Consider the following 18,530-nt stretch of genomic DNA (forward strand, 5'->3'; position numbering starts at 1 on the left):
ATAATTCAGTGCAACCGCGACAAAACATACTCGGTCAGGTCCCACAGGGATTGCCGCGCCGGCGACGGGGGTAGGTCTGTCAAAAAGGTGGTCGCCCGCTGGGCATACTCCTGGGCCATTTGGCGGGAGCGTTCAATGCCACTGCCCATGCGCACCAGGGCCACCGCCTGCTCCAAATCCCCCGGCTCACTGAACTTGCGCTCCACCAGCTTGCGCAACGCTGGGGTTTCCTGCAACGCAAACAGCACCGGCGCGGTGAGGTTGCCCTCCTGCAGGTCGGCGCCCGCTGGCTTGCCTAACACGGCGCTGGAGCCTGTGAAATCAAAGATGTCGTCCACCACCTGAAAGGCCAGCCCCAGGTAGCGCCCGTACTGGTACATCTGCTCGCACAGGGACTCGGGACAATTGCTCAACACCGCTGCCGCCTTGCAACTGGCCGCCATCAGAGACGCTGTCTTCAGAAACGTCTTCTCGATGTACTCCTCAAAGGACAAGTCTGGGTCGAAATGGGTCATGCTCTGGCGGATTTCCCCCTCCGCAAAGTCCATAATCACCCGCGACAGGAGCTTGACCACCGTGAGATTGTCCAGGTTGGCCAAGTACCAGGAGGACTGGGCAAAAAGGTAATCCCCCGCCAAGATGGCCACCCGGTTGCCGAAGGAGGTATGCACCGTTGGGACATTGCGGCGCATATCCGCCCCGTCCACCACGTCGTCATGCACCAGGCTGGCTGTGTGGATCATTTCAGTGATTTCTGCCAACCGCCGGTGCTGCATCGTCACTTCTCCCGCCGTCGCCTTGGCCACCAACAACACCAGGGCTGGGCGCAAGCGTTTGCCTCCCGCCCCAAACAGGTACTCCGCCGCTGCGGACAGGATGGGATGGCGTCCCCCCACCAACTGGCGCAAGCGCTCGCTCAACTCCTGTAGGTCGGCTTCAATCGGGGCAAACGGCGCAGTTACCAGGGTCATGGTTGAGTTACATTTTTTTACATTGTGTATCCCTATTCTAAGGGATGCAACCCTGCGCAAGCCAGCGCTGGCTAGGTGGCGGACGTTGAGAAGCTGGCCTAGCGTTCATGTTTTTTTCAGATTGGTCGCCCGCCGTGTTAGATTTGGAATTAGAAGATTTTCCAGACGGTGACGCCTTCAAGGTTTGACCTCCCACTGGTCCAGGCGTGCGTCTAGGTTGATAACAAGCTGAGATAGTAAGCGGGAAAGACAAAGCAGTTTAGGGAAGCCGACCCGGGGTTTGCAAGCTGAGGGCTACAGGTGCGCCAGGAGTGGCGCAAGTTGTGTTGGGCGAGGGCCAATGACGACTCCACTACCGGTTGTGATTGTCCTAGCGGCGACGGGCTACGTAGGGGTGATCTATCTACTGTTGAGCCTGTGGGCCCGCTGGTGGCAACGGTTCCAGGGTTAAATGGCGGTTGAGGTCTGGGTGCCAGCGACGACGGCCAATCTGGGGCCAGGCTTTGACTGTCTGGGGGCGGCGCTCGATTTTGGCAACCGGTTCCGCTTTACGGTGCGGTCCGCAGGCAAACCGGTTGAAGTGGTCGGGGCTGACTTACCGCCAGACAATTTGGCCTACCGCGCCTTTGCCCTGGTGTACGAACGCCTGGGCCAGCCCGTACCGCCGGTGACCCTGGCGCTGCAACTGGAGGTGCCCTTGGCGCGGGGATTGGGCAGCTCGGCGACGGCAATTGTGGCGGGCTTGTTGGCGGCGCAGTATTTATTGGGACAACCGGTCCCGGAAACGGAATTGCTGGACTGGGCGGTGGCCCTCGAGGGGCATCCCGATAATGTCGTACCAGCTTGGCGGGGAGGCTGCTGCTTGGTCTGCGACGGGCACGTGTGTGCGATTTCCTGGCACTCGGACGTTGTGCCAGTGCTGGCGATTCCCGATTTCCCGCTGGCAACGGCTGAAGCGCGGGCGGTTTTGCCGGCCCAAGTCCCCTACCGGGATGCCGTGGCCAACCTGGGAGCACTGGGGTGTTTACTCCAAGGTTTGCAGCGGGGCGACCCAACCCTCCTACGCCGGGGGTTGCAGGACCGCTTGCACCAACCCTACCGGCGGCGACTGATTCCGGGCTATGACCAGGTGGAACAGGCAGCTCTAGCGGCGGGGGCCTACGGCGTTGTCATCAGTGGCGCTGGGCCCACCTTGTTGGCGTTAACGGCACCGGCGCAAGCAGAGGGGGTGGCAGTCGCAATGGTGCAGGCGTGGCGGGAGCTGGGTGTGCAGGCGCTGACTCGGGTCGCCAAGGTCACGGCCCAGGGAGCCCAGGTCAACGCCTGACCCTTTGCAGGGGAGACGGTGCATCCTAGAATGGGAGCGGACGGCCTGGTGGTGGGGGCGTTGGACAGCAATGGTGAAAGTGCGTGGACGTACCCGGCGTCGGTTATCGCTATGGCCGGCAGTATTGACGGGGTTTGGCCTGGGTGCTCTCACGGGGCTGGCGATGGTTCTCTGGACCACACCCTTGCGATGGCCAGGGCGGGCGCACCAGCAGGCTGGCGATGATTGTGCCGCCGGAGCTTTGACCCAGTTATCAATACTCACCTGCTGGCACGTCCCAGTGACTCAAACCATGACCCAGCAGCGGTGGGATGCGGTGAGTTTTGCAGCGGCCATGGGCGACCAACTCATCCCGTTTTTACGCCAAGACCCTTGGCCCAAGCTGGCACAAGCGGCGCAAACCGCGCGGGTGCCGGTGATGATGTACCACGACATTACCCCCCACAAGCAGGTCTTTTTTGATGTCACCCCCCAGGAACTCGAAGAACACTTTCGCCTGATCCAAAGCCAGGGATTGACGCCGGTGAGTTTAGAGGTGCTGGTAACCCACCTGCGCACTGGCTTGCCCTTGCCCCCCAAACCCATCGTGCTGACCTTTGACGACGGCTATCGCGGTCATTATGAATACGTCTATCCCCTGCTCCAGAAGTACAACTACCCGGCGGCGTTTGCCATCTATACCCAGGGAGTCGGCACGGGTGGGAACCGGCCTAAGATGACCTGGGCACAACTGCGGGAGATGGCCCAAAACCCGCTGGTGACCATTGCCTCCCACAGCGTGACCCACCCGTTGGATTTACGTTCTCTGGACGATGTGGCCCTGGAGCGGGAGTTGGTGGTGTCCAAGCAGGTGTTGGAGCGGGAACTGGGACGGCCTATCCATTACTTCGTCTATCCGGTGGGGCACTACGACGAGCGGGTGCGGGCAGCCACCCAAAGGGCGGGTTACCTGGCGGCATTCACCATGCGCAACGGCGAGGAATTTTACGCCGGTCAATCGGCGGACCTGCTGGCCATTGAACGGTTTGGGCAATCGCGCTTGCCTAGTCTGGTGGAACACGCCTGGGGCGGGTCACCGGCGGCGGCGCCCTTGGCTGGGGTGGATTTCACAGCGCCCATTCGGTTGCAGCAGACGACGGTGGAGGGGGTGGAGTTGGTGCTGGTCAGCGGCGGGCGTCCGGTCACCTATCACGCCGATGCCCGCTATCAAGTGGAGGAGTTTCTGCGGCGCGAACCCCGCGCTACAGCCGTTGTAGATGGGGGCTTTTTCTCCCTGGAGTCGCTGAATTCCAACGTGATGATTGGGCCAGTGCTGGCCCAGAATACGCGCCAATTTATCCCGGGCGGCAACGGCGATACTCCCAAGCTGCGGGGCCGGCCCCTTGTCGTGATCACCCCCAAAACCGTGCAGTTTCTGCCCTTTGACCCAGACCGCCACAACACCCTGGCGGGGGTTCAGGCCGAGGTGCCGGGCGTCACCGATTTATTTGTCGCCTCCGCCTGGTTGGTCAAGGATGGCCAGCCGCGCGATCACGCCAGTTTCGGCAATCTCTACGGATTTGACGCCTACCGGCACCGGGCGTTCTGGGGACTCCACCACAGCGGGCAGCCGATGATTGGCATTTCCAAAAACCGGGTGGATTCGGTACACCTGGGCCGAGCGCTGGCCAAGGTTGGTTTTCGAGAGGCGGTGATGCTGGATTCGGGCGCAACGGCAGCCCTGGCTTACCAAGGACGCAGGTACACCGATTACGAACCCCGACCGACCCCCCATGCCGTGTTGCTCTTGCCGCCGGGAATGCCGTGAATGTGCTGGGTCTGGTTGCCGGTAACAGTCGTTATCACTGGGGCTGGTGGCGCAACGGGCGCTTAAAACGTACCTGGCATACGCCCTGGGATAGCCCCACCACCACCTGGGTTGCAACCCACTGCCGCTGGCCGTTGTACGTGGTTTCGCCGGTGCCGAGTCAGGTGACCCGCTGGCAATGCCATCCCCACGCGCGCGTGTTGACGTTGTCGGACATCCCTTTGCTAGGGGTTTACCCGACGTTGGGAGTGGACCGGGCGTTAGCTGCTTGGGGAGCCGCCCGGTTGTACGGCCCGCCCGTACTGGTGATTGATGCGGGAACCGCCATCACATTAAATGCAGTGGACGCCCAAGGAGTGTTCATCGGCGGGGCAATTTTGCCGGGGTTAGCGCTCCAGTGCCGCAGTTTGCACCAGGGAACCGGTGCGCTCCCGCTGGTGGAATGGCCAACGCAACTACCACCCCTGTGGACGCGAGATACCGTGCAGGCGATTCAAAGCGGGGTTGGGTACAGCGTGCTGGCGGGGCTGCGTTTTTACCTGAACCAGTGGCCGGAGCGAGTGGTTCTCACCGGCGGTGATGGCGCATGGCTTTGGCGGCAATTGCGGCAAGAAAGACCTACGCTTGTCTGGGCACCGGATTTGCTGTTGCAGGCGCTGGGCCAGTGGTGGCAAAGCCGCTAGGGGCGAAAGATATTGACGTAGCCCGCCGGGCAGGTGGGCCATGCCCCATCGCGCGCGTCATTGACCACGGGCCTTTCCGCTAAACCGCGACCGGGTGCGTGGCTCTCGCACAAGACGGGGAGGTTGTGAACCTGGTATTCGCGCCGACCATCTGGCAAGTTTACAGCCACGGTGTCTCGTTCCACGCCGGCAGCATAGCGTTTGAGGGAGTCATTCTTGCTGTAGGCCATCAGTCGGGCAAAGTCGTCTGCAAATTCTTCTTCCCCGCCGCCGCCGAGATAGTTGTAATTTTTGCTATCTGTGGGCAGCCCGAGCGCCAGGTCATGGAACGAAAAAAAACGACCATACTCGTGGCGGTAAAGTTGTTGCGCTTTGGTCCAGGCATTCAGGGTGGTTTTGGCTTCGGCTTGCCTGGCTCTAACGGATTGGTCGAGAAAGCTCGGCAGGGCAATGGCAACCAAAACGCCTGTTATCACCACCACCACCAGCAGTTCTATCAGCGTAAATCCCCCTTGGGCTGACCGTCGCCCCCAACGCTGCACCCAGTAGCGTTGCCACGCTGCACTCGTCATACAGGTTCTCCAATGGACGGTGACCAGAAGCACTTGATGAAAACGTACCCAACCAGCTGATACTTCACCACAAGCCTGTCTATAGAAATCCTTAATACCGTGAGATGACAGAAGGGCTGGGTGGGAGACAAAATTGGGTATATTAGGAAGGCGATGGCTTGCCAAAGGGGTCTATGGCCGACCGGATTTTGATTTTCGACACCACGTTGCGGGATGGGGAACAGTGCCCAGGGGCGAGCTTGAACGTTGAGGAAAAACTCATCATTGCCCGGCAACTGGAGCGGTTGGGAGTGGACATCATTGAAGCAGGGTTTGCTTATGCCAGCCCGGGGGATTTTGAAGCGGTGCGCACGATTGCTAAGGAGGTGCGCGGGCCCATCATCTGCTCCCTGGCGCGGGCGGTCCCAGCCGACATTGAGGCGGCAGCCAAGGCCCTGGAGCCAGCAGAACGGCCCCGCATTCACACCTTCATCTCCACGTCGGATATTCACCTCAAACACCAGTTGCGCAAGAGCCGGGAGGAAGTGCTCGATATTGCCGTAGCCATGGTGCGCAAGGCCAAAAGCTACGTGGACGATGTGGAGTTTTCCCCGATGGATGCGGCCCGCACCGACCCGGAATATCTGTATCAAGTACTCACGGCGGTGATTGAAGCCGGGGCCACGACGGTGAATATCCCCGACACGGTCGGCTACTTGATGCCGGAGGAATTTGGCCAGTTGATCAAAGGCATCAAGGAGAACGTACCCAACATTGACCGGGCGGTGATTTCGGTGCATGGGCACAACGATTTGGGCGTGGCGACGGCCAATTTCCTGGAGGCAATTAAAAACGGAGCACGCCAGGTGGAGGTGACGGTCAACGGCATCGGGGAACGGGCGGGCAATACGGCCCTGGAGGAAATCGTCATGGCGTTGCACGTACGGCGCAGTTACTTCAACCCCTACCTGGGTCGCCCGGTGGACTCGACGGAACCCTTGACTCGGATTGACACCACCCAGATTTACAAGACGTCGCGCTTGGTGTCCCAGTTGACGGGCCTGGTGGTCCAGCCCAACAAGGCGATTGTGGGGGCGAACGCCTTTGCCCACGAGTCGGGGATTCACCAGGACGGAGTGCTCAAACACCGCCAGACCTACGAGATCATGGACGCCCGCACCATTGGCTGGCAGGCCAATCAAATCGTGCTAGGGAAACATTCGGGCCGCCACGCCTTTCGCACCCGCTTGCGGGAGTTGGGCTATGAGTTGAACGACCAGGAACTCAACCGGGCCTTTGTGCGCTTCAAGGAACTAGCGGACAAGAAAAAGGAAATTACCGACCGGGATTTGGAGGCGATTGCCAGCGACGAGATGCAGACGCCGGTGGTGGTGAATTTCCGGCTGGAACGGGTGCAGGTCTCCTGCGGTGACCACGAAATTCCCACGGCGACGGTGACGGTGCGGTTGCCCAATGGGGAAGAGCGCACAGATGCCGCAACGGGAACAGGGCCGGTGGATGCGGTGTACAAAGCGATTAACCGGGTGGTGCAGGTGCCCAACCGGCTGGTGGAATTCTCGGTGCAGTCGGTGACAGAGGGGATTGACGCCATCGGCGAAGTGACAATCCGGCTGGAGCACAACCAGCGCACCTACAGTGGCCATGCGGCCCACACCGATATCATCGTGGCGTCGGCCCAGGCCTACATGAACGCCCTGAACCGGCTGTACAATGCCCTGCAGCAACCCCCGACGCCGGTGGTCACCAGTCAAACGTGACATGGCGGAGCACAGCGATTGGTGCTGGCGAGCGTTACGGGGCGCGACGACGGCGGAGGCCAATACGGTAGCGGCCATTCGCGAAGCGGTCTTGGAATTACTCGAAACCCTGGAGCGGGAAAACCACCTGCACCCCCGGCAACTGCTGAGTGTGACCTTTAGCGTGACGCCGGATTTGGATGCTATTTACCCAGCGACGGTGGCCCGCGAGCGCCCCCATTGGGATGAGGTGGCGATGCTAGACGTGCAGCACATGGTGGTGGCCCAGGGGTTGCCCCGCTGCATTCGCCTGCTGGCCCACGCCTACCTGCCGGCGTCCCAGCGCCTGGTGCATCCCTACCTGCGGGGGGCCCAACAGTTGCGACCGGACTGGAGCTACAGCCATTGAGAACCGATGGAGGTGCGGGAATTTCGGGTAACCACGCCCATCGCCCGGTTGGACCAGGGTCTCGCCCAACAGTGGTCGGACTTGTCCCGCAGCCGCCTCCAAAAGCTCATCCAGCAGGGGCGGGTCTGGGTCAACCAGCGGGTGCAGACGGATAAAAATCACCCCTTGCGGCCCGGCGATTGGGTGCAGATTCACCTGCCGCCGCCGACGCCCCTGGATACGCCGGCTCAACCCATGCCCTTGGACATCTTGTACGAGGATGACCACCTGCTGGTCCTGAACAAGCCGGCGGGGTTGGTGGTGCATCCGGCGCCTGGGCATTGGGATCAAACGTTGGTGAATGCGCTGCTGGCCCATTGCCCCCACTTTTTGGACATGGCTGACAAGCAGCGCCCAGGGATTGTGCATCGCCTGGACAAGGACACGACGGGGGTGATGGTGGTGGCGAAAACGGCGGCGGCCCTGCAGCACCTGCAACGGCAACTCCAAAGCCGCCAGATGCAGCGGGAGTACCTAGGGCTGATTCACGGGCGTTTACCCACGCCCACCGGCACCATTGACGCGCCCATCGGTCGGCATCCCCGGCACCGGCAAAAAATGGCAGTGGTACCCACCGGGCGACCGGCAGTCACCCACTGGCGCGTATTGGACATGCAGGGCGATTATAGCTGGGTGCATTTCCGCCTGGAGACGGGGCGAACCCACCAGATTCGGGTGCATCTGAGTCACCTGGGACACCCCCTGGTGAACGACCCCCTGTACAGTGCCCGGCGCACCTTCAGCCGTTATTTGCCGGGTCAAGCCCTGCATGCCTGGCGCTTGCATTTCCAACATCCCGCCACAGGTGAGTCCCAAACCGTCACAGCGCCCTTACCCCCGTCGCTCCAGCAATTGCTCCGCCACCTGGGGTTCAGACATAACCCAGCAATGGGGATGGCGGTTCCCCCCGTTCCACCGGCCAATCGGGATTGACGCCGCCAATGATGACCGTTTTCAGGGGCACATACTCGCGCGAAAACTGACGTAGAGCATTGATGAGGACATCCAGAGCCAGCGCGTCGCTCGTGCCCAAGTCGAACCAGCAGCGCGCCCAGTGATCCCGGTACTCTACGTCCCCCATGTTGTGCATGAGGGCCTGCATCGCCCGTTCCCCCGCCTGGTTGTCGTAGGGGAAAAAGTTCAGGTCGTAGCCCTGCTCCTGGACCTGTAGGTTTTCGGCGTTGAATCCGCCCAATTTGCCCAGCAAAAACCAGGAGCTGAGAATTTCCTCTAGATACTGGCGGGCTTGGTTGTCCGGTGGCTGGACAAACTCAAACCACAGCCACAGGTTAAAGACATCCACCTCCCGGAATTGGACGTTCATGGCGGGGTCGTCACCAACCGTCGTTGCGCCCGTTCCCGTTCGCGGCGAATTTGCTGCACAAGTACAGGCGGCAATTGCGCCTCCATGGCTAGGGCCTGGTCAAACCACCGAACCGCTTCCGCGTAGTTTTGCTGCCCCGCCAGGATTTGGGCCTTTAGGTAGTGCAATTCGGGATGGTTGGGCGCGGCGGCCAACGCCTTGTCCACTTCCTGGAGCGCGTCAGCCCATCGCTTCATATCTCGATAGGCCAGGGCCAGGCCCCGATGCACCAGATAAGGGGGCGCTCCCGAGCGACGCAAGCGATTCACCGCCTCGTCCACATTGCTAAAGGGGATGTTGATGGCAATGAGCAGGTCAGCAAACCCCCGGATGAGATTAAGTTCGGGGTCGTTGGGGTCCACCTGGGCCGCCCGGTCAAAGGCCGCCAGGGCCACCCGCACCTTGTCCAACAATTGGGGGACGACCAATAGGAGATTTCGCCGGTTTTCCGTCGCAATGACGCCGCCTTCCAGGAAATGGGCCACGCCCACGTACAGGTGTCCTCGCAGGGGGTCGGTTCTCTGTAGCTGTTCCGCCGCCTGCATCGTGCGAGTGGCGGCCTGAGCCATCGTGGTCAAATCACCGTCTAGATAGGCCATGGCCGCCTGCAGGGCATAGACCAGGGGTTCCGATGGATTTTGGGCCAGGAGGTCGGCAAGAATCGCCCGCGCCCGGGGGTAGTTGCCGAAGCGAAACACCTGCTCAAACGCCTGCTCCGTCTGGTCGCTGATGGGACGGGGAGGGTTGCGGCGAAAGGGATCGCCCGCTTGGGCCGGTACGGCCGTCAGCCCCAGCGTTAGGGCCGCCAGGATGGCACACCCCCAGCGTTTGACCCTAAATCCGCTCATTGCTCAGGATGCTGGTTTGGAATGTCCGTTTATCCACCCGCACCACCGTCCGAATCGAATAACGACCGGCGGCGACTTCCTCCGGCGTGCCCCCCCGAAACGTGAAAACCCAGGCGTCGCCCACGTCTTCATAACGGGCTTCCCCCACCGTGCCCACTGTCCGGTGCATGGCCGGTTCGGTGCGATAGACCTCAATCCCGCCGTTGGCCCGTTCCCCCGCCATGCGCGCCAGATTCTGCGCCCGCTTCAGATTCATGATTTCCTGGAAGCGGTTGGTTTGGGCTAAAGTCGGCAAGGTGGGGGTCAGGGTGAGGGTTGCTAGGAACAATCCCATTGTCACCGTCAAAGCACGCATGATGTCTCTCCCACACGTTACTCCCGTTAAGAATCACCTGGCCCCGCCAAGTTCCGCACCAGATGTATATAGTGGCGCGCTGCGTGGGTCAAGGGCGTCCGTTGCGCGTCAATCTGCACCAATTGTAACCCCTGAGCGTGGGCCGTCAACGCCGCTGTTTGCGCATCCGTCCATCGCCCCTGGTAGAGCACCAAATGACCACCGCGTTTGACGAACGGCGCGCCATAGGCCAGCGCTTGGTCAGCGGGGGCCACTGCTCGCAACAACACCAAATCATAGGCCCGCTGGTGGGCAGGGGTCGCACCCAACACCTCCGCCCGCCCCGTGAGCACGGTGACGTTTTCCAACCTGAAATCAGCCACCAACTGCTGGAGAAAGTGAGTCTTTTTGTGGCGAGCGTCGAGCAGCGTAACCCGCCAGTGGGGTTGCAACAGGGCCACCACGAGTCCTGGAAATCCTGCGCCGGTGCCAATATCTACGACCCGCCATGGGGCTGTCTCGTAGAGATAGGGGCGAATCCCCTGGGCGCTGTCCCACAGGTGCTTTTCCCAGAAATCCGCCGGTGCCGTGATGCGGGTGAGATTGAGCCGTTGATTGCCCTGCAGGATGGCCTCGTACAGCGCTTGCCAGCGGGGGTCAGGGTTGGAGGTGCTGCCTGGCCAGGTCTCCAGGGGGCTAGGCATCATGCCGCATCGTACTGCTGTTGAATGTACTGCTGGAGTTCCAGACCCGTCCCTTGCCGAGTAATGCGTCCGTCACTAAGCAACACCGCCTGGTCGCAGTAGGCGAGTTCCTCCAAGCGATGGGTCACCCACAGGGCCGTCACGCCCGTAGCTCGCACCAACTGTTGCACCTGCTGCGCCAGTTCCAGTTGCTGGTCGGGGTCGAGGAAGGCGGTCGGTTCATCCAGGAGCAGAATGGGCACCTGGCGCGCCAAAGCACCTGCAATCGCCAAGCGTTGTTTTTGCCCGCCGCTCAAACTATAGACGGGCCGGTTGTGCAGTTCCCACAGGCCCACCAGGCGCAACGCCTGTTCCACCCGCGCGGCCCACTGTTTTCGGGGCACATCCGCCAGCCCAAAGGCCACATCCGCGCCGACGCTGGGCATCACCACCTGATGGTCGGGATTTTGCAGCACCAGGCCAACTGGACCCGCCAGTTCGACGGACCCCTGGTCTGGTTCAATCAAACCCGCCAGGATTTTCAGCAACGTGGACTTGCCGCTGCCGTTGGCTCCCAGTAGCATCCAGAACTCCCCCTGGGGCACTCGCAACGTGCAGTCCTGGAGAGCCAGCCGCTCCGGCGACCAACCAAAGCGAACGTTTTCTAGGGCAATGGCCGTTTTCACCGTTCCTAAAACTATGGACAACTATCCACAGGCTGCCAACCGAACGGTACTGTTGACAACTTCCTCCGCCACCGACGGAGGCGGAGCGTGCCGGAGTCTCACCGGCAAGCCACTGCTGCACGCAAACCGCGCTCTCGGGGCGGTAGGTGGTCGGTCATCTCCAGCTGGTGGTAGCTGGAGACTCGCACGACTCAGTGACTGCGGTACGACCGCCGCTAACGCCTGAGCAACTCCCCGCCAGAACGACCATACATGCTTTCCCCGATTCCTTGCAGGTAGGGAAAAGGTGACATAGCCGTCTCGGCAGGGAACAATGACTGTCCCCCGGCAAGCGGGTCGTTCACCCAGGCGCAAAACTCTTCTAGCCAACACCAACGCTGCAGCAAGATGCGGTGAAATGCCAAGTTTCCTGGCGTAATTAACCGCACCGATAACACTGCTGTGGGCTGGGTTGACTTCACACACGTCCACCCCCGCTCTCAACGCAGCCAACTTGAGACCAGTTAAAACCTTACGATAAGCAAAACTCGACAACTGACGGCAACGGCGGGGTGATTCACTCTCTAGCTGCGCCCGTTTACGCTGAAAGTCGAGCTCTTCTACAACCAACGGCTTTCCCTTCTCTGCTGCTAACCGCGCAACCTGGGCGCAGGTTTCCAAAATCATGGCTTGTGCTTGACCAGTCGTCTTGCCGTACAGGTTCCGGTCAAACCGCCAAGACGCGACCCAGTTCCCATACCGGTCCATTTCGGTTACGGCCAAGTGGTCAGCATTGATGTCCACACCATCAGCATTGATGTCCACACCAATAGCACCAGCCGCCAGGTTGGTCACCGGTTCTGGTCGCATTTGTTCGATACTGACGATGACTCGCCAACCACGCGCATCCAGGATGAAACGATAGTTAACGGCTGTACCGATACGCTTGGTCGTAGCTTTGCCGCTACGCGTGGTCGTGCGTACCTTCACTCCCTGTAACGCTTGCACAATTTGGTCATGACCATAGGCAAACCGAAGGCCCGTTAACTTCAGGTAGACTTTCTTTCCTTTTTGCTCTGGTCCTGGAGACAAGTGGTCAGCAAATGAATCCACAAGGGCATCCGGCACGCGCAGATAAAGCGTGAACGTCCCGTCCGTTTCCGGTACGGCTTGGCATGATACATTACCGGCTGTCTCATCCTGACTACCAAGTACGAAAAACTGTCGAGAACGGCTAAACCGCCAGTCGGCTAACCATTCCGCGTGAGAAGCATAACCATTAGCCGCCAGAGCAAACTGCTGGCGAAACAGTCGATTGGAACCGAAACACAGCCGTATCTTGCCACTGTGCCTATCGGCTTCCAGCCGCGACAGTTGACTTTGCAACCTAGCCAAGCACCGTTGCTTTTGGTGCAAGACAAACCGACGCTTTTCCTTCTTAATGACTCGTTCTGCCTCGCGTATTTTCTGTTGCAACTCCTCAATCGGCGTCAATTGACTTTCTTTGACAGCTTGTATGCGTCCTTCTAGTTCCACACGTGCACTGTTGAATTGTCTGGAAGTGATACCAAACCGTTGCAGGAATTCCCGTTTTGTCTGGTTTTTGTCCCGCCCCGCAGCCGTGACAGCGAATAATGACCGCTCCGCCCGGCCAAATAATTCTGCATAGGCAGACAGCACCTGATGCTGTTCTGAGCTGGTGGCAATCCGTGCTTGGTAGCTAAACGTCAGACGCACAACCGCTGGCACCGCTCACTTAATTTCATGGCTAGATGCCCATATATGTATATAAGCGCGCTCACTTAATTTCATGGCTAGATGCCCATATATGTATATAAGCGTACATACATTAAACAGTTATCAACCCCTGGTCCAGGTAGGTTTTGAGAGGTTGCCAGCGAAACTCGCGGCCACTGGCGACCTCCACCACCACCTTGCAGCGGGGGTACTGGGTCGGCACCACCGTCAAATAACGCAATTCCTGGCGGGACAACACTTTGCCTTCAATCAGCCACAGTACCACGCCCTTGGCCTGGGGAGGTAACGCCGCCAGCGCTTGGTCGAGCAAGGGCGGGAAGTAGTACACATCGCCAACTGCTGCGGTTTGGGCCAGGGCTTTTCCCAAGTGGGCCGGACGCACCCCGTGAAAGCGAGTCAAAAACGCCTCCAGTTCACCCATGCCGCGCGCTGTCATATGGAGCGTGCGATACCCCGCGCCCTTCAAGCGCCGTTGATAGCGTCCTTCGTGACCGCCTTCCGGTGGCACCCACACCGCCAGCGCCCCGTGTTGCTCCAAATCCTGCTCAAACTGATTGCCAATGACAATGAGCGCCATACCCTTTTCCCCAGGCCATTTACTAAAACTGTAACAGAGTTTGCCCTAGCGAGCAGGCAACTGGGGGTCTCGTGGTATCCCGCCTCGGTAGGCCCCGCAGTAGTAAAGGGTCATGACGGCCTCAAAGGCCCAGTGGTTGGGGTCCAAATCAGCAAAGGGGATGGGTAACTCCCGCACCCGCCGCGTGGCGCAGGCTTGGGCAACCCGAGACTCAGCCGCAATAGCTGGGACTGGGAGCAGCAGAGCCGCCAGCCCGAAGATCAGCAACAAACGGTTCATCTTTGGGTCTGGTCAACCTCGCACTACTACAACGGTAACAAAGCTGGCCCCTAAAACGAGTTACAGTAGGTGGGAGCGGGAAAAACCAACGATGAACATCACCGACTTTCGCGCCGCCTGCCAAACCTGGAGCGTGGGCACTCGACCCGTTTTGGAACTGGGGAGCCTGATTCGCACAGGCGAGGACGCGCGCGCCCTGATGCGGGTGATTGCCGCCTTGTGGTGCCAGAACCTGGACCTGGACGACTCCACCGTAACCCGCATGGCTTTTATCTACGACCTGCTCAGCCATTGGGAATCCTGGAGCAAACACCAGGCCCAGGAGTGCGAACAGGTGGTGCAGGGTCTCCACCTGCAGCTTCAAGGCATGGGGCAGCGGACCAGCTCCCAGGAAACCCTGGACCTGCTCATCCAAGTCCTAGCTAGCGGCATCAGCGCCCACATTGACGACATGGATTAGGAGTGCCCCGAGGCCCAACCCAATCGCTGGGTGACGTTTGTCGCGCCCTACCATCACCAGATAGCAGCAGGTTGAGCATGCCCCATCCCCACTTCAGGGCACAGCCCCGCCCTTGGCTTTTCTCTAAAGCGGCTTAGCTATACTGACTGGCAAATGTCCCAAAGTTACTTGAAATGACTAGGGCAGAAAAGAAACAAGAGCGCAAACATCTAGGGTTTCGGTTGCTGCCCATATAAGGTGCTGAGCGGACCGCCCTCGTTTCCCCTTCAGACATTCGTCGCCAGTTGCCTATTCTAGCGTCGGTCCGCTCCTGCAGCTCAAAAATCAATTCCATCCGGTGTGCGGGGAAACGGGATCACATCGCGGATATTGCCCATACCGGTCATGAACTGGATCAACCGCTCAAACCCCAGCCCGAATCCCGCATGGGGTACAGTCCCGTAGCGCCGCAAATCCAGATACCACCAGTAGGCGGCGGGGTCTAAACCACAGGCTTCAATCCGCCGCAATAGCACGTCATAGCGCTCCTCCCGCTGGGAACCCCCGATCAGTTCGCCCACCCTGGGAACCAGCACATCCATCGCCGCCACGGTTTTTTCGTCGTCGTTGAGCCGCATATAAAACGCTTTGATGTCCTTGGGGTAGTCGTAAACGATCACTGGCTTTTTACACAGTTCTTCAGCGAGATACCGTTCATGCTCCGACTGCAAATCCAAACCCCACTCCACGGGATATTCAAAGTTTTTGCCGGATTTTTTCAGGTAAGCGATGGCCTCCGTATAACTCATCCGCTCAAAGGGTTGCTCCGCCATCCGTTCGGCCACCGTTAAAACCGTGGGTTCAATCCGTTGCTGGAAAAATTCCAAATCCGGTAAATCATGCTCCAGCACATAACGAAACACATGCTGTAAAAAGGCTTCCGCCAGGTCCATGTCGCCCGCCAAATCACAAAAGGCCACCTCCGGCTCAATCATCCAAAACTCGGCCAGATGGCGAGACGTATTGGAGTTTTCAGCGCGAAATGTCGGGCCAAAGGTATAGACCTTGGTGAGAGCCGTGGCCATAATTTCGGCCTCCAGTTGCCCGCTCACCGTTAGATAGGCCCGCCGCCCAAAAAAGTCCTGGCGAAAATCAATTTCTCCCTGCTCATTGCGGGGCAATTGGTGCAAGGGCAAATTCGTGACCGTAAATAATTCCCCCGCCCCTTCACAGTCACTTGCCGTCAGGATAGGCGTATGCACCCACACAAATCCCCGCTCCTGGAAAAACTGGTGGATGGCCATCGCGCAGTGGTTGCGAATCCGGGCAATCGCGCCGAAGGTGTTAGTCCGGGGGCGCAGGTGGGCAATCGTGCGCAGGAACTCAAAGGAGTGCCGCTTCTTTTGCAGGGGATAAGTCTCTGGATTCGCGTCGCCGTACAATGTAATGCTTTCGGCCTGCAATTCCACCCGCTGTCCCTTAGCGGGGGACGCCACAAGCAACCCCTGCACCGCAATCGCCGACCCCGTGTGCAACCCGGCAGCCAGTTCGTAAAGCGGCGAGGTCTTCGGCACCAGCACCTGCAGGTTAGCCAGGCAACTGCCGTCGTTGAGTTCCAGAAAGCACAAGTCTTTCAAGTCACGGCGCGTGCGCACCCACCCCTGGGCAACCACCGGGGTATCGGGTGGGGTTTGGGTCAATAACTCGCGAATGGGTGTCGCCGCCAACATACCTTAAAACTGTACCAGCACGTTGGCAATGCGTCCTTGGCGCGCTACTGTCAGCAGCATGGCTCGAGGCCGCCGTTGTAGATAGGCCCGCAATTCCTCCGCGTCCTCTAGTGGACGACCGTTCAAGGCCAACAAGCGGTCTCCTGGCCGTAGCCCAATCAGTTCCGCCGGCGAGTTGGGTTCCACGTCTTGAATCACCAGTGTTTCCGGGTCAAGGGCAATGCCTAGCCGAAATCCTTGCGCTGGGGTAGGCGGCACTGGCGGCGTTGCCACCTTAGGAATGGGATTGTTGCGGTTTTGGGCGATAAACTCCCGCGCGTTGAGAATGCTCGTGGCAAACCCAATGCCGATGTTCGCCCCGATCCCTGCTGGGTTGAGAATCGCGCGGTTGACGCCAATGAGTTCCCCTCGGGAGTTGAGCAGCGGCCCGCCGGAATTGCCGGGATTGATGGCCGCGTCCGTCTGCAAATCCCCGTTGGGCGCGATCCGGCTGAGAATGCCAGTGGTCAAGGTCCCCGACAATCCAAAGGGACTCCCGATGGCAAACACCCGCTGGCCCACTTGAATCCCATCCGCATTTGCCAAGGGCACAGTGGGCAACGGTCCTTGGACACCCTCCAGCCGCACTAGCGCCAAATCCCGCTGCCGGTCGGTGGCAATCACCCAACCTCTGTAGCGCGCGCCTGTACTGGTAATGACTTGTACCGTTCGGAACCCCCGCACCACATGTTCACCCGTCAACACCAGGCCCTCGGGGCTGATGATGGTTCCCGAACCGTTGCCATAGCCAGTGTGAATCGTGACCACAGCGGGGCTGGCCTTGCGATAGACCTCAATGCTGACCCGTTCCTCGGCGGCAAACCGGGACTGGGCCGTGCTAGGGCTGATTCCTAGCAGTGGCGATGTTGTAGCTAGGGTTAGGGTCAGCAGGGGCCAAACCAACGCAGAAGCTCTCATAGACCATCGCCAGATAAACGCCGACTCGTTAGACGGTGCGATAAAGGTGAAGTTTCAGCGCCGGAAGTCCGCCTGACCCCTAGGTTAACGCGCTCTTTGGCGTTGCGGCAACCAAAGTTCGTTAGCTTGCAGGGCAAGTTCCGTTCTTTCTGACGCTCTCAGTGACAAACGCAAGTGGCTTGGCTATATGTTTAAACAGGGTATTTTGGAGTGGGAATGCCCATGGGACGGTGGTTTTGGCAAGGGGTTTTACTGCTGGCGCTTTGGGGAATACAACCGCTGGCGGCGCAACCGGCCAATCCCGAAGCCCAGAGCAAGTTCCAGCAGGCGACCCGCTCCCTGAGCCGCAACGAAAACACCAAAGCCCTCCAAGAATTTCAAGACGCCCTCAAGCTCAATCCCAAAATGGCGGGTGCGTGGCGGGGATTGGGCATTGCCCTGGGACGCTTGGGACGCTGGGCCGAAGCCGCTCAAGCGCAGGCGCGCGCAACGGCACTGGAACCGCGATACGCCCCCGGTTGGGTGTTGCGGGGATGGGCCGAACACCGCAGTGGCAATCACCCCATCGCCGTGCAGTGGTTGCAACAGGCCCTGCAGCTCGACCCTAAAAACGTCCAAGCCCACAACGCCCTTGGTGTCGTTTACCTCTTTCTCAATCAACCCCAGAAGGCCGAAGCCAGCACTCGCGCCGTGCTCAAACTCGACCCCAAAAACGGCACCGCCTGGTACAACTTAGGGCTGAGTCTCGACCGCCAGGGACGCTATGCCGAAGCCATTGCCGCCCAAACCCAAGCCCAAAAGTGGGAACCGAATAATCCCCACCCCCTCCTAGCGCAGGCGGTGAGTTACCTGGCGCAAAATCAAATTTCTCAAGCTCGTGCGGTGTTTCAACGGGCTATTGCGCTCGACCCCTGGTATGCCCAAGCGGCGGGCATGGACGACCTAGTGCGCGCTGGGTTTAGTCCAACTCAGATTTCTCGGTTGAAGAAACTTCTGGAACAGCCTCGGTAGGCGCCATCACCTGGTTTTTCCGCATCATCTCTCTGACAGTCGAATATGCCGTTATGCTCACCAGTAGGACTGTACAGTTGTAAGGTCTTCTCTTGGGTTTTATAGCTAAAATCACAAAACTTGACATAAGCTACGGATAGTTTCATTGACCAAGGATTGCAGATTTTCGATTGGACTCACCTGTAACTTACGCACCTTTTGCTCAATCAATCGGGTTCAAATCTGGCGAATATCTAGGCAAATATATCAGCTCACACCCAGCCGCTTCCACCACTTGCCTAACCGCCGCCGACCGGTGAAAACTGGCATTGTCCATCACTATCTTTTTGCCAGGACCAATCG

General features: G+C 59.5%; 20 protein-coding genes and 1 pseudogene. 8 read left to right on the top strand and 13 right to left on the bottom strand.

Annotated elements, in window-relative coordinates:
- Nucleotides 1-5 precede the first annotated feature (5 nt).
- Complete coding sequence (gene sds / locus NZ705_06670) at nucleotides 6-971, bottom strand: solanesyl diphosphate synthase (protein MCS7292641.1); 966 nt, start codon at nucleotides 969-971, stop codon at nucleotides 6-8.
- Between the two features lie 451 nt (nucleotides 972-1,422).
- Between sds and thrB the strand changes: the two genes are divergently transcribed.
- From thrB to NZ705_06685, 3 genes are all read left to right on the top strand, one after another.
- Nucleotides 1,423-2,298, top strand: a complete 876-nt coding sequence (gene thrB, locus NZ705_06675; GenBank protein ID MCS7292642.1) for a homoserine kinase — start codon at nucleotides 1,423-1,425, stop codon at nucleotides 2,296-2,298.
- A 70-nt stretch (nucleotides 2,299-2,368) separates the two neighbouring features.
- Entirely contained in the window at nucleotides 2,369-4,105 is a 1,737-nt protein-coding gene (locus tag NZ705_06680) for a polysaccharide deacetylase family protein (protein ID MCS7292643.1), read from the top strand.
- Nucleotides 4,102-4,788, top strand: a complete 687-nt coding sequence (locus NZ705_06685; protein MCS7292644.1) for a type III pantothenate kinase — start codon at nucleotides 4,102-4,104, stop codon at nucleotides 4,786-4,788. Before NZ705_06680 ends, NZ705_06685 begins: the two co-directional genes overlap by 4 nt.
- Here NZ705_06685 and NZ705_06690 read toward each other — a convergent pair.
- Nucleotides 4,785-5,240, bottom strand: coding sequence for a type IV pilin-like G/H family protein (locus NZ705_06690; protein ID MCS7292645.1), 456 nt, complete (start codon nucleotides 5,238-5,240; stop codon nucleotides 4,785-4,787). The two genes, NZ705_06685 and NZ705_06690, sit on opposite strands and share 4 nt — an antisense overlap.
- Nucleotides 5,217-5,360, bottom strand: a pseudogene (locus NZ705_06695) (prepilin-type N-terminal cleavage/methylation domain-containing protein). The gene NZ705_06690 and the pseudogene NZ705_06695 overlap by 24 nt, the downstream one beginning before the upstream one ends.
- Nucleotides 5,361-5,533: 173 nt before the next feature.
- On the opposite strand from NZ705_06695, the gene NZ705_06700 reads away from it, so the two are divergent.
- Genes NZ705_06700 through NZ705_06710 form a run of 3 tightly spaced genes read left to right on the top strand, consistent with a single transcriptional unit; the run spans nucleotide 5,534 to nucleotide 8,477 of the window.
- Nucleotides 5,534-7,117, top strand: a complete 1,584-nt coding sequence (locus NZ705_06700) for a 2-isopropylmalate synthase (protein MCS7292646.1) — start codon at nucleotides 5,534-5,536, stop codon at nucleotides 7,115-7,117.
- Between the two features lies 1 nt (nucleotide 7,118).
- Nucleotides 7,119-7,505 (top strand): chorismate mutase, encoded by a 387-nt coding sequence (gene aroH, locus NZ705_06705; protein ID MCS7292647.1) that lies wholly within the window; start codon nucleotides 7,119-7,121, stop codon nucleotides 7,503-7,505.
- A 6-nt stretch (nucleotides 7,506-7,511) separates the two neighbouring features.
- The gene (locus tag NZ705_06710; protein ID MCS7292648.1) at nucleotides 7,512-8,477 is read left to right on the top strand and encodes an RluA family pseudouridine synthase; all 966 of its coding nucleotides are present in this window, start codon (nucleotides 7,512-7,514) and stop codon (nucleotides 8,475-8,477) included.
- On the opposite strand, the gene NZ705_06715 is transcribed toward NZ705_06710, so the two are convergent.
- The 8 genes from NZ705_06715 to NZ705_06750 all read right to left on the bottom strand — a co-directional run bounded on the left by NZ705_06715 (nucleotide 8,416) and on the right by NZ705_06750 (nucleotide 14,051).
- On the bottom strand, nucleotides 8,416-8,868 hold the full coding sequence (locus tag NZ705_06715; protein MCS7292649.1) for a DUF3531 family protein: 453 nt from the start codon (nucleotides 8,866-8,868) through the stop codon (nucleotides 8,416-8,418). The genes NZ705_06710 and NZ705_06715 overlap by 62 nt on opposite strands.
- Nucleotides 8,865-9,755: a tetratricopeptide repeat protein gene (locus NZ705_06720; GenBank protein MCS7292650.1), complete on the bottom strand. Its 891-nt coding sequence runs from the start codon at nucleotides 9,753-9,755 to the stop codon at nucleotides 8,865-8,867. The genes NZ705_06715 and NZ705_06720 overlap by 4 nt, the downstream gene beginning before the upstream one ends.
- On the bottom strand, nucleotides 9,742-10,110 hold the full coding sequence (locus NZ705_06725; protein ID MCS7292651.1) for a hypothetical protein: 369 nt from the start codon (nucleotides 10,108-10,110) through the stop codon (nucleotides 9,742-9,744). Before NZ705_06725 ends, NZ705_06720 begins: the two co-directional genes overlap by 14 nt.
- 26 nt (nucleotides 10,111-10,136) lie before the next feature.
- Nucleotides 10,137-10,796 carry a 16S rRNA (guanine(527)-N(7))-methyltransferase RsmG gene (rsmG, locus tag NZ705_06730; protein ID MCS7292652.1) on the bottom strand — a complete coding sequence of 220 codons (660 nt, stop codon included), beginning with the start codon at nucleotides 10,794-10,796 and terminating at the stop codon, nucleotides 10,137-10,139.
- Nucleotides 10,793-11,479, bottom strand: a complete 687-nt coding sequence (locus NZ705_06735; protein ID MCS7292653.1) for an energy-coupling factor ABC transporter ATP-binding protein — start codon at nucleotides 11,477-11,479, stop codon at nucleotides 10,793-10,795. The genes rsmG and NZ705_06735 overlap by 4 nt, the downstream gene beginning before the upstream one ends.
- Complete coding sequence (locus tag NZ705_06740) at nucleotides 11,480-13,186, bottom strand: hypothetical protein (protein ID MCS7292654.1); 1,707 nt, start codon at nucleotides 13,184-13,186, stop codon at nucleotides 11,480-11,482.
- Between the two features lie 100 nt (nucleotides 13,187-13,286).
- Nucleotides 13,287-13,772: an NAD(P)H-quinone oxidoreductase subunit N gene (locus NZ705_06745; protein ID MCS7292655.1), complete on the bottom strand. Its 486-nt coding sequence runs from the start codon at nucleotides 13,770-13,772 to the stop codon at nucleotides 13,287-13,289.
- 45 nt (nucleotides 13,773-13,817) lie between these two features.
- Complete coding sequence (locus NZ705_06750) at nucleotides 13,818-14,051, bottom strand: hypothetical protein (GenBank protein MCS7292656.1); 234 nt, start codon at nucleotides 14,049-14,051, stop codon at nucleotides 13,818-13,820.
- Between the two features lie 91 nt (nucleotides 14,052-14,142).
- Here NZ705_06750 and NZ705_06755 point away from each other — a divergent pair, with 91 nt between their 5' ends.
- Nucleotides 14,143-14,511 carry a hypothetical protein gene (locus NZ705_06755; protein MCS7292657.1) on the top strand — a complete coding sequence of 123 codons (369 nt, stop codon included), beginning with the start codon at nucleotides 14,143-14,145 and terminating at the stop codon, nucleotides 14,509-14,511.
- 317 nt (nucleotides 14,512-14,828) lie between these two features.
- Here the strand turns inward: NZ705_06755 and asnS are convergent, their stop codons facing one another.
- Both asnS and NZ705_06765 read right to left on the bottom strand, forming a co-directional pair.
- On the bottom strand, nucleotides 14,829-16,220 hold the full coding sequence (gene asnS, locus NZ705_06760) for an asparagine--tRNA ligase (protein ID MCS7292658.1): 1,392 nt from the start codon (nucleotides 16,218-16,220) through the stop codon (nucleotides 14,829-14,831).
- A gap of 3 nt (nucleotides 16,221-16,223) precedes the next feature.
- A complete protein-coding gene (locus tag NZ705_06765) occupies nucleotides 16,224-17,162 on the bottom strand; it encodes a trypsin-like peptidase domain-containing protein (protein MCS7292659.1) in 939 nt (312 codons plus the stop codon).
- 237 nt (nucleotides 17,163-17,399) lie between these two features.
- Between NZ705_06765 and NZ705_06770 the strand changes: the two genes are divergently transcribed.
- The gene (locus tag NZ705_06770) at nucleotides 17,400-18,188 is read left to right on the top strand and encodes a tetratricopeptide repeat protein (GenBank protein MCS7292660.1); all 789 of its coding nucleotides are present in this window, start codon (nucleotides 17,400-17,402) and stop codon (nucleotides 18,186-18,188) included.
- Nucleotides 18,189-18,530 lie beyond the last annotated feature (342 nt).

It is taken from the genome of Gloeomargarita sp. SKYB120, from assembly GCA_025062155.1.
Lineage (GTDB): Bacteria > Cyanobacteriota > Cyanobacteriia > Gloeomargaritales > Gloeomargaritaceae > Gloeomargarita.